At 62.7% G+C, this 13,841-nt stretch carries 15 protein-coding genes; 10 read left to right on the top strand and 5 right to left on the bottom strand.

Translation table 11 applies throughout. The features are described from left to right. The first annotated feature begins 99 nt into the window (after window positions 1-99). Both AB433_RS12870 and AB433_RS12865 read left to right on the top strand, forming a co-directional pair. Window positions 100-1,083, top strand: a complete 984-nt coding sequence (locus AB433_RS12870) for an adenosine kinase (RefSeq protein ID WP_047821506.1) — start codon at window positions 100-102, stop codon at window positions 1,081-1,083. A 5-nt stretch (window positions 1,084-1,088) separates the two neighbouring features. Beyond that, on the top strand, window positions 1,089-1,658 hold the full coding sequence (locus tag AB433_RS12865) for an LOG family protein (RefSeq protein ID WP_218916967.1): 570 nt from the start codon (window positions 1,089-1,091) through the stop codon (window positions 1,656-1,658). 1 nt (window position 1,659) lies between these two features. Here AB433_RS12865 and AB433_RS12860 read toward each other — a convergent pair whose 3' ends face one another. After that, window positions 1,660-2,097, bottom strand: a complete 438-nt coding sequence (locus AB433_RS12860; RefSeq protein ID WP_047821501.1) for a cytidine deaminase — start codon at window positions 2,095-2,097, stop codon at window positions 1,660-1,662. Between the two features lie 138 nt (window positions 2,098-2,235). Between AB433_RS12860 and AB433_RS12855 the strand changes: the two genes are divergently transcribed. The 7 genes from AB433_RS12855 (at window position 2,236) to cydB (ending at window position 9,639) form a co-directional block, all read left to right on the top strand. Further along, the gene (locus tag AB433_RS12855; RefSeq protein ID WP_047824054.1) at window positions 2,236-3,189 is read left to right on the top strand and encodes an MBL fold metallo-hydrolase; all 954 of its coding nucleotides are present in this window, start codon (window positions 2,236-2,238) and stop codon (window positions 3,187-3,189) included. Further along, window positions 3,186-3,644, top strand: coding sequence for a YeeE/YedE family protein (locus tag AB433_RS12850; RefSeq protein ID WP_047821499.1), 459 nt, complete (start codon window positions 3,186-3,188; stop codon window positions 3,642-3,644). The genes AB433_RS12855 and AB433_RS12850 overlap by 4 nt, the downstream gene beginning before the upstream one ends. Further along, window positions 3,644-4,051, top strand: a complete 408-nt coding sequence (locus AB433_RS12845) for a DUF6691 family protein (RefSeq protein WP_047821498.1) — start codon at window positions 3,644-3,646, stop codon at window positions 4,049-4,051. The genes AB433_RS12850 and AB433_RS12845 overlap by 1 nt, the downstream gene beginning before the upstream one ends. Window positions 4,052-4,075: 24 nt before the next feature. After that, window positions 4,076-5,314, top strand: a complete 1,239-nt coding sequence (locus AB433_RS12840) for an NAD(P)/FAD-dependent oxidoreductase (RefSeq protein ID WP_047821495.1) — start codon at window positions 4,076-4,078, stop codon at window positions 5,312-5,314. Window positions 5,315-5,324: 10 nt separating this feature from the next. Continuing rightward, on the top strand, window positions 5,325-7,082 hold the full coding sequence (locus AB433_RS12835; RefSeq protein ID WP_047821494.1) for a SulP family inorganic anion transporter: 1,758 nt from the start codon (window positions 5,325-5,327) through the stop codon (window positions 7,080-7,082). A gap of 92 nt (window positions 7,083-7,174) precedes the next feature. After that, window positions 7,175-8,644, top strand: a complete 1,470-nt coding sequence (locus tag AB433_RS12830; protein ID WP_047821492.1) for a cytochrome ubiquinol oxidase subunit I — start codon at window positions 7,175-7,177, stop codon at window positions 8,642-8,644. Beyond that, window positions 8,644-9,639, top strand: a complete 996-nt coding sequence (cydB, locus tag AB433_RS12825) for a cytochrome d ubiquinol oxidase subunit II (RefSeq protein ID WP_047821490.1) — start codon at window positions 8,644-8,646, stop codon at window positions 9,637-9,639. The genes AB433_RS12830 and cydB overlap by 1 nt, the downstream gene beginning before the upstream one ends. Before the next feature lie 25 nt (window positions 9,640-9,664). Here cydB and AB433_RS12820 read toward each other — a convergent pair whose 3' ends face one another. After that, window positions 9,665-10,675, bottom strand: coding sequence for a hypothetical protein (locus AB433_RS12820; RefSeq protein ID WP_156170811.1), 1,011 nt, complete (start codon window positions 10,673-10,675; stop codon window positions 9,665-9,667). A 102-nt stretch (window positions 10,676-10,777) separates the two neighbouring features. On the opposite strand from AB433_RS12820, the gene AB433_RS20060 reads away from it, so the two are divergent. Further along, entirely contained in the window at window positions 10,778-10,897 is a 120-nt protein-coding gene (locus AB433_RS20060) for a DUF2474 domain-containing protein (RefSeq protein WP_082135058.1), read from the top strand. On the opposite strand, the gene AB433_RS12810 is transcribed toward AB433_RS20060, so the two are convergent. From AB433_RS12810 to phhA, 3 genes are all read right to left on the bottom strand, one after another. Then, on the bottom strand, window positions 10,894-11,724 hold the full coding sequence (locus tag AB433_RS12810) for a mechanosensitive ion channel family protein (protein WP_047821484.1): 831 nt from the start codon (window positions 11,722-11,724) through the stop codon (window positions 10,894-10,896). The genes AB433_RS20060 and AB433_RS12810 overlap by 4 nt on opposite strands. 138 nt (window positions 11,725-11,862) lie before the next feature. Continuing rightward, window positions 11,863-12,957: a 4-hydroxyphenylpyruvate dioxygenase gene (gene hppD / locus AB433_RS12805; protein ID WP_047821482.1), complete on the bottom strand. Its 1,095-nt coding sequence runs from the start codon at window positions 12,955-12,957 to the stop codon at window positions 11,863-11,865. Then, window positions 12,954-13,823 carry a phenylalanine 4-monooxygenase gene (gene phhA / locus AB433_RS12800; RefSeq protein ID WP_047821480.1) on the bottom strand — a complete coding sequence of 290 codons (870 nt, stop codon included), beginning with the start codon at window positions 13,821-13,823 and terminating at the stop codon, window positions 12,954-12,956. The genes hppD and phhA overlap by 4 nt, the downstream gene beginning before the upstream one ends. Window positions 13,824-13,841: the final 18 nt, after the last annotated feature.

Genomic DNA, 13,841 nt, shown 5'->3' with positions numbered 1-13,841 from the left:
CCCGCTGCAAGAGGCGACCGCGCGCGATTGACCCGCAATCCCGCGTTCTCTAACCGCCGGGCAACAAGTTTCCCCTGAAATGAGTCGCGTATTTCCCCGATGGCCGAAGACACATTCGATATCGTTGCATTGGGCGATGCCATCGTCGACGTGCTCGTGCGCCGGGACGAGGCGTTTCTGAACGCCACCGGCGCGACCAAAGGGACGATGCAATTGCTGACCGCCGAGCAGGCGGATGCGCTGGCCAAGGCCATGGCGGAAACCGGCGAGGTTGAGGAAATTCCCGGCGGCTCGGCGGCCAACACGCTGGCTGGCGCGGCGGCGGAGGGGGCGCGGTGCCGGTTCATCGGACAGATCGGCGATGACAGGCTGGGCCGGAAGTTTGCCGACCAAATGCATGCCCTTTCGATCCGGTTCGATACGCCGGCGATTTCGGTGCCTACGGGGCGCTGCATGATCGTCGTCACCCCGGATGGGGAGCGAACGATGCGCACCGCGCCGGGGGCGAGCCATTGCCTGACCGCCGATGCGCTGGACGAAGACGCGATCCGCGCAGCCAGCGTGCTGTTCCTCGAAGGGTATCTCTGGGGACCGGAAGGTCCGCGCGCGGCGATGCGCCGCGCCATCGAGATTGCGCATGGAGCGGGGCGCAAGATCGCCTTCACCCTGTCCGATTCCATCACCCTGCCGGGGCGGCGCGAAAGCCTTGTCTCGCTGGTGGCCGATGGGGGCATCGACATCCTGTTCTCGAATATCCTCGAAGCCTGCATGCTGGCCGGAACCGACGATCCGGTCGCCGCGGTCGAACAACTTGCGCCGCAGGTGGAAACGTTAATCATGACGCGCGGTCCGCACGGGGCCATCGGCTATTCGGGCGGTCAGCGGGTCGAAGTTCCGGCAGCGCACGTGGAAAAAGTGGTCGACACGACTGGCGCGGGCGATCAGTTCGCGGCCGGGTTCATCGCTGCATACGTGCGCAGTGCGGACTTGCGCGAATGCCTGGAGGCGGGAACGCGGACGGCGGCGGCGGTGATCGGCCATGTCGGCGCGCGTCCCTTGGTAGAGATCGGAGACGGGGCATGAGCGGGTTGCAGCGACTGGCCGTCTATTGCGGATCGGCGGCGGGCACGAACCCGGCGCATCTGCAATCGGCGCGCGAACTGGGCAAGGTGATGGCTGCGCGCGGGATCGACCTTGTCTATGGCGGCGGCAAATTGGGCCTGATGGGCGCGATTGCCGATACGGTGCTGGAAAACGGCGGGCGCGCCTATGGCGTGATCCCGGCGGCGCTGGTCAGCCACGAGGTGGCGCATACCGGCCTGACCGAGCTGCACGAAGTGGCCGACATGCATCAGCGCAAGGCCAAGATGACGCAGCTGGCCGACGGCTTTTTATGCCTTGCGGGCGGGATCGGCACGTTCGACGAATTGTTCGAGGCGTGGACGTGGAACGCGCTGGGCTATCACGCAAAGCCGTTCTGCCTGCTGAACACCGATGGGTATTGGGACAAGTTTCTGGGCTTTTGCGACCACGTCCGCGACGAGGGGTTCATGAGCGCGGGTCGCCGCGAACAGTTGCTGAGTGCCGATACCATCGACGAGGCTTTGGCCAAGCTGAAAACCGCCATTGCCGCGGCCAGCGACGGGCCGGTCTGGTAACTCAGTCGAGCGCGTCCGGCCCGAAGGCGGCGGGCAAAAGCTTTGCGATGGTCATTTCCTGCATCGCGTCGCCAGTGGCCGACGCGCTGATCACCGTCACATCGCGGCCCGATAGCGCGGCGGCTTCGTGGATGGCCTGACGGCACCCGCCGCATGGCGTAACCGGGTCGCAGCCGCCGATAGCTCCGTCCGCCAGCATCCCGCCCGCCACGACAACCCGCGCGACGTTCCTTAGGCCAAAGGCATGCTGCGCCGCCGATAGCGCCGCCTGCTCGGCGCAGATGCCGAGGCGATAGCAGGCGTTCTCCATGTTCGCTCCCGTCACCACCTGACCATCGGTTGATTCTACCGCGCAGCCCACGTGGAACCCGGAATAGGGGGCGTGCGCTTTCAGCGCGGCTGCGCGGGCGAGGGCGATCAGGTCTGTGGTCGATTTCACGCGTCCAGCAATACCGCGACTAAAGTCGAGAGCAAGCACGGCTTTTCACTGCGTAAAGTTTTCCTATATTGGGGCCAAGTTATCCTTTAACGGATCGTATCACGGGGCCCGCGCCCCGCAGACCGGATGGAGAATATCATGGCCACGACCACGCAGGATGCGCCGCTGGCGGCTGCCACCGCGCTTGTCGAAAAAGCGAAGGCTGACAAGGCGTTGAGGCCGACCATCGCAGGATTCTTTGACGAAGCGACATTCACGGTCAGCTACGTCATCAGCGATTGCGCCACCAAAGAGGCCGCGATCATCGATTCGGTGCTGGACTATGACGCGGCATCGGGCACGACCGGCTTTGAAAGCGCGGATCGCATCGTCGAATATGTCGAAACGAGCGGTCTCAATGTCGTTTGGCTGATCGAAACGCACGCCCATGCCGATCATCTGTCGGCAGCGCCCTACCTTCAGGAGAAGCTGGGCGGGAAACTGGCCATCGGGGCCGATATCGTTCGTGTGCAGGACGTGTTCGGCAAGATGTTCAACGCTGGGTCCGACTTCGAAAGGGACGGTTCGCAGTTCGACCATTTGTTCAAGGATGGCGATACATTTCGCATCGGCAACCTTGAGGGCATTGCCCTGCACGTGCCCGGCCACACCCCCGCCGACATGGCGTTCCTGATCGGTGATGCGGCGTTTGTAGGCGACACGATCTTCATGCCCGATTTCGGCACCGCGCGCGCCGACTTTCCCGGCGGCGATGCGCGTCAGCTGTTCCAGTCGATCCGCCGGCTGCTATCCCTGCCGCGCGAGACGCGGCTGTTTCTGTGCCACGACTACAAGGCCCCGGGCCGCGATGTCTTCGCATGGGAAACCACGGTTGGTCAGCAGCGGGACGAGAACGTGCACGTGAAGGACGGAACCACCGAGGACGAATTCGTCGAAATGCGCACCAGCCGGGATCGCACGCTTTCGATGCCGAACCTGATCATGCCGTCTGTGCAGGTGAACATGCGCGGCGGGCGGCTGCCAGAACCGGAGGATAATGGCGTCAGCTATATCAAGATACCGGTCAACGCCGTCGGGCGGCCCGCGAAATGATCCTGCCCCAATTCAGCATAGCGGGCTTTCCCGACGCGCAACCGGTTGAGGGACTGATCGGCGGTCTGCTGATCGGGTTGGCGGGGGCGATCATGTTGCTGGGCAACGGGCGGATCGCAGGGATCAGCGGGCTGACCGCGCGGACCTTGGGGCTGACCAAGGGTACGCCGTGGCCGATTGCCGCCACCTTTGTACTGGGGCTGGTCGTGGGGGCTGGGCTGTTCCTTGGCATCGTCGGCCCGATCGAGGCGACGTTCGCGCCTGGCTGGGGCTGGCTGATCGCCGGCGGATTGATCACCGGCATCGGCACGCGGCTGGGCAGCGGCTGCACCAGCGGGCATGGCGTTTGCGGCATGTCGCGTCTTTCGCCCCGCTCACTGGCAGCAACGGCGACGTTCATCGCATTCGGCGTGATCACCGTCACGGTGGTCAACCTGTTGGGCGGAGGCTGGTGATGCGCGCGCTGATCGGCTTGATTTCGGGTGTTGTATTCGGCTTCGGCCTTGCCCTTTCGGGAATGATGGACCCGAAGCGGGTGCGCGGTTTCCTCGACTTGTTCGGCAACTGGGACCCCACGTTGGCCTTCGTGATGGGCGGGGCGCTGATCGTGATGGCCATTGCCTGGCGCATTCAGGCGCGGATGCACCGGCCGGTAACGTGCGAGAACTTCTCGCTGCCCGGCACGAAGAACATCGATGCGCGGCTGCTGGGCGGATCGGCGCTGTTCGGCATCGGCTGGGGGCTGGCGGGCCTGTGCCCCGGTCCCGCTATCGCATCGCTTGCGGCGAATTTCGTACCGGCGCTGGTGTTCGTGGTGGCGATGGTGGCGGGGATGGCGCTGTTCAAGCTGGCTGATCGGTAGCGGGACTGAAACCGGGGGAGGGGCATGCAGCACAGGCACAAGGTCGTCATCGTCGGCGGCGGGGCGGCGGGGATCGCCACGGCATCGTCGATGTTGCGGCGCGATCGTACGCTGGACATTGCGATTATCGAGCCGCGAGGCGAACATTATTACCAGCCCGGCTGGACCATGGTTGGCGGGGGCGTATTCCGCCCGCAAGTCACCTCGCGGCCGATGCTGGAGGTGATGCCCAAGGGGGTGACATGGCTCAAAACCGCGGTCACCGCTTTCGATCCCTATAACAACACCGTTCATACCGAGGTTGGCGGTCACGTTACCTATGACCTGTTGATCGTCGCGCCGGGGATCAAGCTGGATTGGGGTGCGATTGCCGGGCTGGAAGATACGCTGGGCCGCCACGGCGTGACGTCGAACTATCGCTATGACCTTGCGCCATATACGTGGGAGCTGGTGCGCGAGTTGCGGCACGGGCGGGCAATTTTCACCCAGCCGCCGATGCCGATCAAGTGCGCGGGTGCGCCGCAAAAGGCGATGTACCTGTCGTGCGATGCGTGGCGGGATCGCGGCGTGCTGAGCGATATAGAGGTGCAGTTCCACAACGCGGGCGCGGTGCTGTTCGGCGTGGCCGACTATGTCCCGGCGTTGATGGAATATGTTGAGGAATACGGCATCGGGCTGAACTTTACCTCGAACCTGATCGCGGTCGATGGCCCCGATGGTGTGGCGACGTTCAAGACCGATCAGGGCGAGGTTACCCGCGATTTCGACATGCTCCATGTCGTACCGCCGCAGGTTGCGCCTGACTTCCTGCGCGACAGTCCACTGGCGGCGGAGAGCGGTTTCGTCGAGGTCGACGACATTACCCTGCGGCACAAGCGTTATCCCAACGTCTTTGGGCTGGGCGATGCGGGATCGATGGGCAACGCCAAGACTGCCGCCGCCGCGCGCAAACAGGCGCCCATTGTGGCGGTCAACGCGCTGTCGGTCATGGCAGGTGGCGATCCGGTGGCGGGTTATGACGGCTATGGATCGTGCCCGCTTACGGTTGAGAAGGGCAAGATCGTGCTGGCCGAGTTCGGCTATGGCGGCAAGCTGCTGCCTTCGTTCCCGACGTGGTTGATCGACGGCACCCGCCCGCGCAAGCTGTCGTGGTTGCTGAAGAGCGAGGTGCTGCCGTGGATCTACTGGAACGGCATGCTGAAGGGCCACGAGTGGATGGCCCGGCCTACCAATCCGCCAGTGGCCAACCCGGCTGAGGGCTGACCGGCCAACCATGCTGACCCGTTATTTCCCGATCCTCGACTGGGGGCGCCGGTACGACGGGGATGCTTTTGGCAGCGACCTGATGGCGGCGGTCATCGTCACCATCATGCTCATCCCGCAGAGCCTCGCCTATGCCTTGCTGGCGGGCCTGCCGCCGGTGGTTGGCCTCTACGCGTCGATCCTGCCGCTGGTCGCCTATGCGGTGTTCGGCACCAGCCGGACGCTGGCGGTGGGGCCGGTCGCGGTTGTCTCGTTGATGACTGCCAGCGCGGCGGGGGCAGTGGCGGCGCAGGGAACGCCCGAATACCTGACTGCGGCGATTACGCTGGCCGCGTTGTCTGGCGTGATGCTGACGGTGCTGGGGCTGTTGCGGCTGGGGTTTCTGGCCAATCTGCTGTCGCACCCGGTCATCTCGGGCTTCATCACCGCCAGCGGTTTGCTGATCGCGACCAGCCAGCTGAAGCACATTCTTGGCGTGAAGGCGGGCGGTGACAACTGGCCTGAAATGCTGGGCAGCCTGTTCGGCTCCATAGGAGATACCAATCCCTATACGCTGGCCATCGGGGTGGTGGCGATCGGCTTCCTGTTCTGGGTGCGCAAGGGCGCGAAGCCCGCTCTGATGAAGCTGGGCCTGAAGCCGCGCGTGGCAGACATGGTGGCCAAGGCTGGGCCGGTCGCGGCGGTGGTGGCGACGATCCTGCTGGTCGTGGCGATGAACCTAGCCGACCGGGGCGTGAAACTGGTCGGTGCGGTGCCGCAGGGGTTGCCGCCGTTTGCGCTGCCCTCATTGCACCCGTCGCTGATCGCGCAATTGTGGGTTCCGGCGCTGCTGATTTCGATCATCGGGTTCGTGGAATCGGTTTCGGTCGCGCAGACCCTGGCCGCCAAGCGCCGCCAGCGGATCGCGCCGGATCAGGAACTGGTCGGGCTGGGTACGGCCAACATCGCCAGCGCCGTTTCGGGCGGCTATCCGGTGACCGGCGGATTCGCCCGGTCGGTCGTCAACTTCGACGCGGGCGCGCAGACCCCCGCGGCGGGGGCATATACGGCGGTCGGCATCGCGCTGGCCTCGTTGTTCCTGACGCCGCTGCTGTTCTTCCTGCCCATCGCCACGTTGGCGGCCACTATTATCGTTGCGGTGCTCAGTCTGGTTGACCTGAAGACGCCGCGGCAGCTCTGGACGTATTCGAAGGGCGACTTCGCGGCGCACATCGCCACAATCGTCGTCACCTTGCTCGAAGGGGTGGAGATCGGCGTGATCGTCGGCGTTCTGGTCGGCCTGTTGCTCTACCTGTGGAAAGCATCGCGCCCCCATGCGGCCATTGTCGGGCGGGTGCCGGAAACGCAGCATTTCCGCAATGTCGACCGGCACAAGGTGCTGACCGTGCCGCACGTCCTGTCGATCCGCATTGATGAGAACCTGTCCTACCTCAACGCGCGCTGGCTGGAGGAATACGTGCTGGAACGCGTGGCCGAACGCCCCGAATTGCGACACGTGATCCTGATGTGCAGCGCGGTGAACGCCATCGATGCCTCGGCTTTGGAAAGCCTCGAGGCGATCAACCACCGCCTTGCCGATGGCGGCATCCGGCTGCACTTGTCCGAAGTGAAAGGCCCGGTGATGGACCGGCTCGAACGCAGTAACCTGCTGCACGATCTGTCGGGCAAGGTCTTCCTGTCGCAGGAACGGGCGTTCAGCGAATGCGCATTGGATGACGGCAGCGAAGCGCCAGCCACCGACGCGGACTGGGCGCGCGGCATGATCTGACAGTTGCGGTTCGCGCAATCGCGAACGCGGGGCTTGCGCTTTCGTTATGCCCGGCGATGCCCTAGGGCTGCAAAAAGACGAGAGAAGACACGATGTTCGACGGTCTCGACGCCATCCTTCTGGCCCGCGCGCAATTTGCGTTCACAGTCAGCTTCCACTTCATCTTCCCGGCCTTTTCCATCGGGCTGGCAAGTTATCTGATGGTGCTTGAAGCGCTGTGGCTGAAGACCGGCAAGGCGCTCTATCTCGACCTTTTCAAGTATTGGCTGAAGATATTTGCCGTCGCCTTTGCGATGGGCGTCGTGTCGGGCATCGTCATGTCATACCAGTTCGGCACGAACTGGGCGGTGTTCTCCGACAAGGCGGGGCCGGTGATCGGGCCGCTGATGGCGTACGAGGTTCTGACGGCGTTCTTCCTTGAGGCCGGTTTCCTTGGCGTCATGCTGTTCGGGATGGAGAAGGTGGGCAAGAAAATCCACTTCGCCGCGACCTGCATGGTGGCGCTCGGCACGTTCATTTCGGCGTTCTGGATTCTGTCGGTGAACAGTTGGATGCAGACGCCGACGGGCTATGAAATCGGCGCGAACGGGCAGTTCCTGCCGGGGCCGTCGTGGTGGGCCATCGTGTTCAATCCCAGCTTTCCCTATCGCCTCGTCCACACGGTGATCGCGGCCTATCTGACGACTGCGATGGCGGTAGGTGGGGTGGGCGCGTGGCATTTGCTGAAAGACCGCACCAACGCCCACGCGCGGAAAATGTTTTCAATGGCGATGTGGATGGCCGCGCTGGTCGCGCCGGTGCAGATTTTCGCGGGCGACGTGCATGGGCTCAACACGCTGGAGCATCAGCCGGCCAAAGTCATGGCGATGGAGGGGCATTACGAAAGCCACCCCGACGGCGCGCCGCTGATCCTGTTCGGCATTCCCGACAGCGATGCGGGCAAGGTGAAATACGCGCTGCAGATTCCGAAGCTGTCGTCGCTGATCCTCAAGCATGACCTGAACGCGCCGATGGATGGTCTGGACACCGTTCCGCCAGAGGATCACCCGCCGGTCGGCGTCGTGTTCTGGGCGTTTCGGATCATGGTCGGCATCGGGTTCGCGATGTTGGGGCTGGGGCTGTGGAGCCTGTTGGCGCGCTATCGCAAGAAGCTGTATGACTGGGCGCTGCTGCACCGCGCGGCGCTGGTGATGGGGCCTTCGGGTTTCGTCGCGGTGATCGCGGGCTGGTTCACGACCGAGGTGGGGCGTCAGCCGTTCACCGTCTATGGCCTGCTGCGCACCGCGGACAGCGCCAGCCCGCTCGATGCCCCCGCCGTCGCCGCATCGCTATTGGCCTTCGTCGTGATCTATTTCGCGGTGTTCGGCATGGGCACTTGGTACATCCTGCACCTGATGGGCAAAGCGCCGCACCCGCATGAGGCTGGGGTCAAGCGCGGGATGGACGGGCCGATCCGCACCGCCGGCATCACGCCGGGGCCGACGCAGAATCCGGGCCAGGCGGAAAAGCTGCCCGACAGCGACCCGACCGATGGCGGACCCGGCCAAGAGGGGATGGGCTGATGGAACTGACGATCGTCTGGGCGTTCATCATCGCCTTCGCCGTTTTCGCCTATGTCGTGATGGACGGGTTCGATCTTGGCATCGGGGTGCTGTTCCCGACTTTCAAGGTGGGGCCGGAACGCGACATGGCGATGAATTCCATCGCGCCGGTATGGGATGGGAACGAGACCTGGCTCGTGCTGGGCGGCGGCGGGTTGTTCGCCGCGTTTCCGCTGGCCTACGCCATCGTCCTGCCCGCGACTTATCCCTTGATCATCGCGATGCTGCTGGGGCTGGTGTTCCGGGGCGTCGCGTTCGAATTTCGTTGGCGCGATCCGCGGCACCGGGCGTTCTGGGACTGGGCCTTTACCGGCGGCTCGCTGGTCGCCGCGATGGCGCAGGGCATGATCCTTGGCGCATTGTTACAGGGCATTACGGTTGTAAACCGCGCCTATGCGGGGTCGTGGTTCGATTGGCTGACGCCCTATACCCTGCTGACCGGGGTGGGGACGACGGCGGGCTATGCGCTGTTGGGAGCGACTTGGCTGGTGTGGAAGCTGGAAGGCACGGCGCAGGATCATGCGCACAAACTGGCATTTCGTGCCATGCTGGCGACCGGCGTGCTGATGGGGGCGGTGTCGCTTTATAACCTTGCCCTTCGCCCCGAGTATCGCGACCGCTGGCTGACCGCGCCGGAAATCTGGTTTACGTGGCCGATCCCGGTGCTGACCGCCATCGCGGGCCTGTTCTTGTGGCGTGCGCTGGCGAAGCGGAAAGAGGTCGCACCGTTCCTGCTAAGCCTTGCGCTGTTCGCGCTGGGCATGGCGGGGCTGGGCCTGACGATGTGGCCCGATGTCGTCCCGCCCGACGTAACGATCTTCGACGCCGCCGCGCCCGAACGCAGCCAGATTTTCATGCTGATCGGCGTGGGCATAACGATGCCGCTGATCATCGCCTATACCGGCTGGGCCTATTACGTGTTTCGCGGGAAGGTCGGGGCGGAGGGGTATCACTGAGGCCCCCTCCGCGCCCTTTTTGATACTAGCGACGGGCGACCAAATTCACCGCGCCGAATGAGCGATATCCGTCTGCCATCTGTTTTGAATAAGAGAACGCGATTTCCTTGCCCTGTGGTCCAAAGAACCAGCCTTGGAACGGCATTTCGGCGCTGGGGTTAGGGGCGTCAAAATAGCCGCCAATCCCATAAGGTTCGTCGTCGATTTGGATACCGTTCGCCGTAAAGGTGCCCAAATCCAACGTCGCTTCTGCGGCTGAACCGGCCCCTGAAGTCGAATTGTCGTCGAGCGTGCCGATCAGGTGCATCGAAATATCGACCGCGAAGGTATTCAGATTTACGCTTATCGCTTCTTCGGAGCCACTAATTCGATATGCAGCAAACGTTCCGTCATCGTATACGTAAATTATGCTGCCGATCGTGGCATAATCGGCATAAGTTACCGATGTCGCATTCGGCTGATCGTCCGGAAGCGTGGGCACTCCGAACACGCAATTGCCATTTTCAAAGTTATTTCCCTGAAACTCGTTTCGAATCGCATAGGTCAGATTGCGAGCGTATTCGAGCGCCATTCCGCCCGGTTCGGGCGCAAGTATGTTCATACTCGCAACCGGCTGATTATTGACCATAACGAGATATTGTTCTTCGACTGTGGGAAAGGGCGTTTCCGGCGTGAAAATATCTTCCGGGGTGAACAACTGCTCTATGCCGAGGCCTTTGATAAGCCAGCTTTGCTCCGAAGTATCGTAAGATAACGTTTGCACGTCGCTACCAAAGGGAACGGCTTGAATTGGGAATGCCTGTCCAGGCGTCTGAATAACCCCTTGGCAGGCAAGTGCGAATTCCCGATCTCCGCTGAGGGCGGAATAGGTGCTGTAGCTCGGCCCCGGTGTCGGGGTGGCAGTCGGCGAAGGTGTTGGCGTTCCACCGCCGCCACCGATCGGATCGCCCCCGCCGGAACTGCTGTCACCGCCTCCGCCGCATGCGGATAGCGCGAGTAATCCGGCGATCAGGCCAGTTAGCTTATGACAATTCATGGAAAAATCCCCCCTAACGACAAGGTCCGTTTGCAGGGGTATTTTCAGTTTGGCAATGTGCGGACGAACGCAAAGAGGGGCACAAGAGCTATGAAACCCAAGATGTCTGAGGTCGAGAGCCCCCTTTGGAAACGCCTGCTCTGGCTCGTCGCGATCTGGGGGGCGAGTGTTGGTGCGCTCGCCGCCGTGGCCTATGTCCTCAGGCTGTGGATCGCGCCTTAGCCCTCGGTCCGGTCGTCACGCAGCAGCGGGATCGGTTCCTTGAAGGTGTGCGTGATATAGGGGAACGGAATCTCGATATCCGCTTCTTCCAGCCCGCGCTTCACCCGCTTCAGGATATCGTCGCGGATCGCGAACATGTCGCGCGGCAGAGCGCCGCACCACCAGCGGATCATGTAGTCCACCGAACTCGCCCCGAAGGATTGGACATAGACGTCGATGGGCTTGTCCTCGGCCACGTCCTCCAGCCCTTCCAGCGACTGCTTGATAACCTGCGTCGCGTGGTCCAGATCGGTGTCGTAAGCCACGCCGACGGTCACTTCCCAGCGGCGGATCGGCTGTTCGGTCAGGATCTTGACCGGGTTCTTGAATAGCATCGAGTTGGGGCAGATCGTCAACTCACCCGTGAACTGGCGGATATGGGTTTCGCGCAAGGAAATGTGTTCAACCTTGCCCAGAATGCCTTCGACCTCGATCGAATCGCCGATCTGCATCCGATCGCGCAGCATGATCAGCACGCCGGCAAGGAAATTCTCGAAGATGTCCTGAAAGGCAAAGCCGATGGCGACGGTGCCGACGCCAAGTCCTGCGACAAGCCCCCCGGCGGACAGGCCGGGCAAGACAACCGTGGCCGCGATCAACAGGCCGGTCAGCCAGATGGTCAGCTTCACGACCGTTTCGACCAGGGCCTTCAGGCTGACGCGCATCGTGGTCTTGGCGGTCAGGCGGTCGGCAATGTTGGTGGCGAATTTCGCGACCAGCCATGTCAGGATGATGATGACAAGCGCGATGGCCATCGTCGGCAGGTGCTGGATCAGGCCTTGGGCCATGCCCTCAACCTCTTCACGCAGCAATTTCAGGATATCGAAAGCGATCGGTCTGGCCCCTTCTGGCGTTCTTGAATGACGAAAAACCGCGCGGGGTGCGCGCGGTTCCTCGTTCCTTGGTTCAGGAAGCCACTAGCGCAGTCAGGCCTGTTCTTCCACCTTCAGCGCGCCGCGACGGACCTGATCGCGTTCCATGCTTTCGAACAGGGCCTTGAAATTGCCCTCGCCAAAGCCTTCGTCGCCGCGCCGCTGGATGAATTCGAAGAACACCGGTCCGACCTGCGCCTCGGCGAATATCTGGAGCAAAAGGCGGGGTGTGCCGCCCTCTGTCGTGCCGTCCAGCAGGATACCGCGCGATTGCAGTTCGCCGACAGGTTCGCCGTGGCCGGGAAGGCGTTCTTCCAGCATTTCGTAATAGGCTTCTGGCGGGGCGGTCATGAAGGGCACCCCTGCGGTCTTCAGTTTGTCCCACGTCGCGCAAAGGTCGTCGCAGATGAAGGCAATATGCTGGATGCCTTCACCGTTGTAGGCGCGCAGGAATTCCTCGATCTGGCCGCCGCCCGACTTGCCTTCTTCGTTCAGGGGAATGCGGATCTTGCCATCTGGCGCGGTCAGTGCCTTGCTGGTCAGGCCAGTATATTCGCCCTTGATATCGAAGAAGCGGATCTCGCGGAAGTTGAACAACGTCTCGTAGTAAGTGGCCCAATAGGCCATGCGCCCGCCATAGACGTTGTGCGTCAGGTGATCGATCCGGTCGAGGCCCGCGCCCTTCGGATGCGGTTCGACGCCGGGCAGATATTCGAAATCGATGTCGTAGATCGACAGCTCGCCGTTCCCCGCGTCATAGCGGTCGGTCAGGTAGATGATCGCGTTGCCGATGCCCCGGATCGCCGGGATGTGCAGCTCCATCGGGCCGGTCTGCGTTTCGACCGGCTCTGCCCCGCGCGCCAGCAATTCGGCATAGGCCTTTTGCGCATCGCGGACGCGAAAGCCCATGCCGCAGGCGCTGGCGCCGTGTTCGCGGCTGAAATACCAAGCTGCGCTTTTCGGTTCGTAATTGGTGACAAGGTTGATGTCGCCCTGCCGCCAGAGTTCCACGTCCTTCGAACGATGCCGCGCGACCTTGGTAAAGCCCATCGCTTCGAACACCGGTTCCAGCACGCCCTTTTCGGGCGCCGAGAATTCCACGAAGTCGAAGCCGTCAAGGCCGATCGGGTTTTCGAAAAGGTCGCTCATGATTCTTTCCTTGCAAGCTGGCCCTGCCACGGTTTTTCGCCATCGCGCAGCGTTCCGGCAGGAATCGGCGCCTTGTCGCGCCAGGTTTCGTAGATCGGCCCGAAGTCCAGCGAGACCAGCTCGCTCAGCAGTTGTTTCAGGCTGTCCAGAACGAAGTAGTTCGCCTGGAAATCGTCGATCTTGTAAGCGGTGTTCATGATCCGCACGGGATCGAAATTCAGGCGCAGCACTTCGGGGTCGGTGACCGAAAATACGGTTTCTCCCGCGCTGGAAACGATGCCCGCGCCAAATGCCTTCAAGCCGTGCCTAGTGTCGATCAGTCCGAATTCGATGGTGTACCAGTAGATGCGCGCCAGCATGGGCAGCGCGTCCATCTCCATTGCCCGTTCCCCAGCCTTGCCATAAAGCGCAAGGAAATCGGCGACATGCGGGTCGAGCAACATCGGGACGTGGCCGAAGAAGTCGTGAAAAATGTCGGGCTCGACCAGATAGTCCAGCTCACTCTCTTCGCGCAGCCAGCGGGTAACCGGGAACCGGCGGTTGGCGAGGTGGTCGAAGAACACCGCATCGGGAATGAATCCCGGCACTGCCACCAGTTGCCAGCCGGTCGCGTTGCCCAGCACCAAGTTCGCATATTCGAAGCGCGGTACGCCGTAAGAGCAATCGAGCTTGCCCAGTCCTTCGAGGAATTGGGGTGAAGCGTACTTCTCGGCCAAGGCGCTCTGCCGCTGGTGCAGTCGCCGCCAGCGGTCGTGCATTTCGGGGGTGTAGGTGTCCCAGTCCTGCGGCACGACATAGTCGCGCCCCGCTGCGGTGTAATCGCCGCGCAATTCGTTGTCGCTATTGGCTGAGCCGGGCTTTTTCATCGGTTGATGGTTATCATC

Origin of the sequence: Croceicoccus naphthovorans, from assembly GCF_001028705.1 — a bacterium.
Classification (GTDB): Bacteria; Pseudomonadota; Alphaproteobacteria; order Sphingomonadales; family Sphingomonadaceae; genus Croceicoccus; species Croceicoccus naphthovorans.
This window is presented reverse-complemented; position numbering and strand designations above follow the sequence as displayed.

Coding starts and splice junctions, on each gene's coding strand:
- AB433_RS12830 (WP_047821492.1), top strand. CDS start 7,175: ATGTTCGACGGTCTCGACGCCATCCTTCTGGCCCGCGCGCAATTTGCG.
- AB433_RS12835 (WP_047821494.1), top strand. CDS start 5,325: ATGCTGACCCGTTATTTCCCGATCCTCGACTGGGGGCGCCGGTACGAC.
- AB433_RS12850 (WP_047821499.1), top strand. CDS start 3,186: ATGATCCTGCCCCAATTCAGCATAGCGGGCTTTCCCGACGCGCAACCG.
- AB433_RS20060 (WP_082135058.1), top strand. CDS start 10,778: ATGTCTGAGGTCGAGAGCCCCCTTTGGAAACGCCTGCTCTGGCTCGTC.
- AB433_RS12840 (WP_047821495.1), top strand. CDS start 4,076: ATGCAGCACAGGCACAAGGTCGTCATCGTCGGCGGCGGGGCGGCGGGG.
- phhA (WP_047821480.1), bottom strand. CDS start 13,823: ATGAAAAAGCCCGGCTCAGCCAATAGCGACAACGAATTGCGCGGCGAT.
- AB433_RS12845 (WP_047821498.1), top strand. CDS start 3,644: ATGCGCGCGCTGATCGGCTTGATTTCGGGTGTTGTATTCGGCTTCGGC.
- AB433_RS12820 (WP_156170811.1), bottom strand. CDS start 10,675: ATGAATTGTCATAAGCTAACTGGCCTGATCGCCGGATTACTCGCGCTA.
- cydB (WP_047821490.1), top strand. CDS start 8,644: ATGGAACTGACGATCGTCTGGGCGTTCATCATCGCCTTCGCCGTTTTC.
- AB433_RS12870 (WP_047821506.1), top strand. CDS start 100: ATGGCCGAAGACACATTCGATATCGTTGCATTGGGCGATGCCATCGTC.
- AB433_RS12810 (WP_047821484.1), bottom strand. CDS start 11,724: ATGGCCCAAGGCCTGATCCAGCACCTGCCGACGATGGCCATCGCGCTT.
- hppD (WP_047821482.1), bottom strand. CDS start 12,957: ATGAGCGACCTTTTCGAAAACCCGATCGGCCTTGACGGCTTCGACTTC.
- AB433_RS12855 (WP_047824054.1), top strand. CDS start 2,236: ATGGCCACGACCACGCAGGATGCGCCGCTGGCGGCTGCCACCGCGCTT.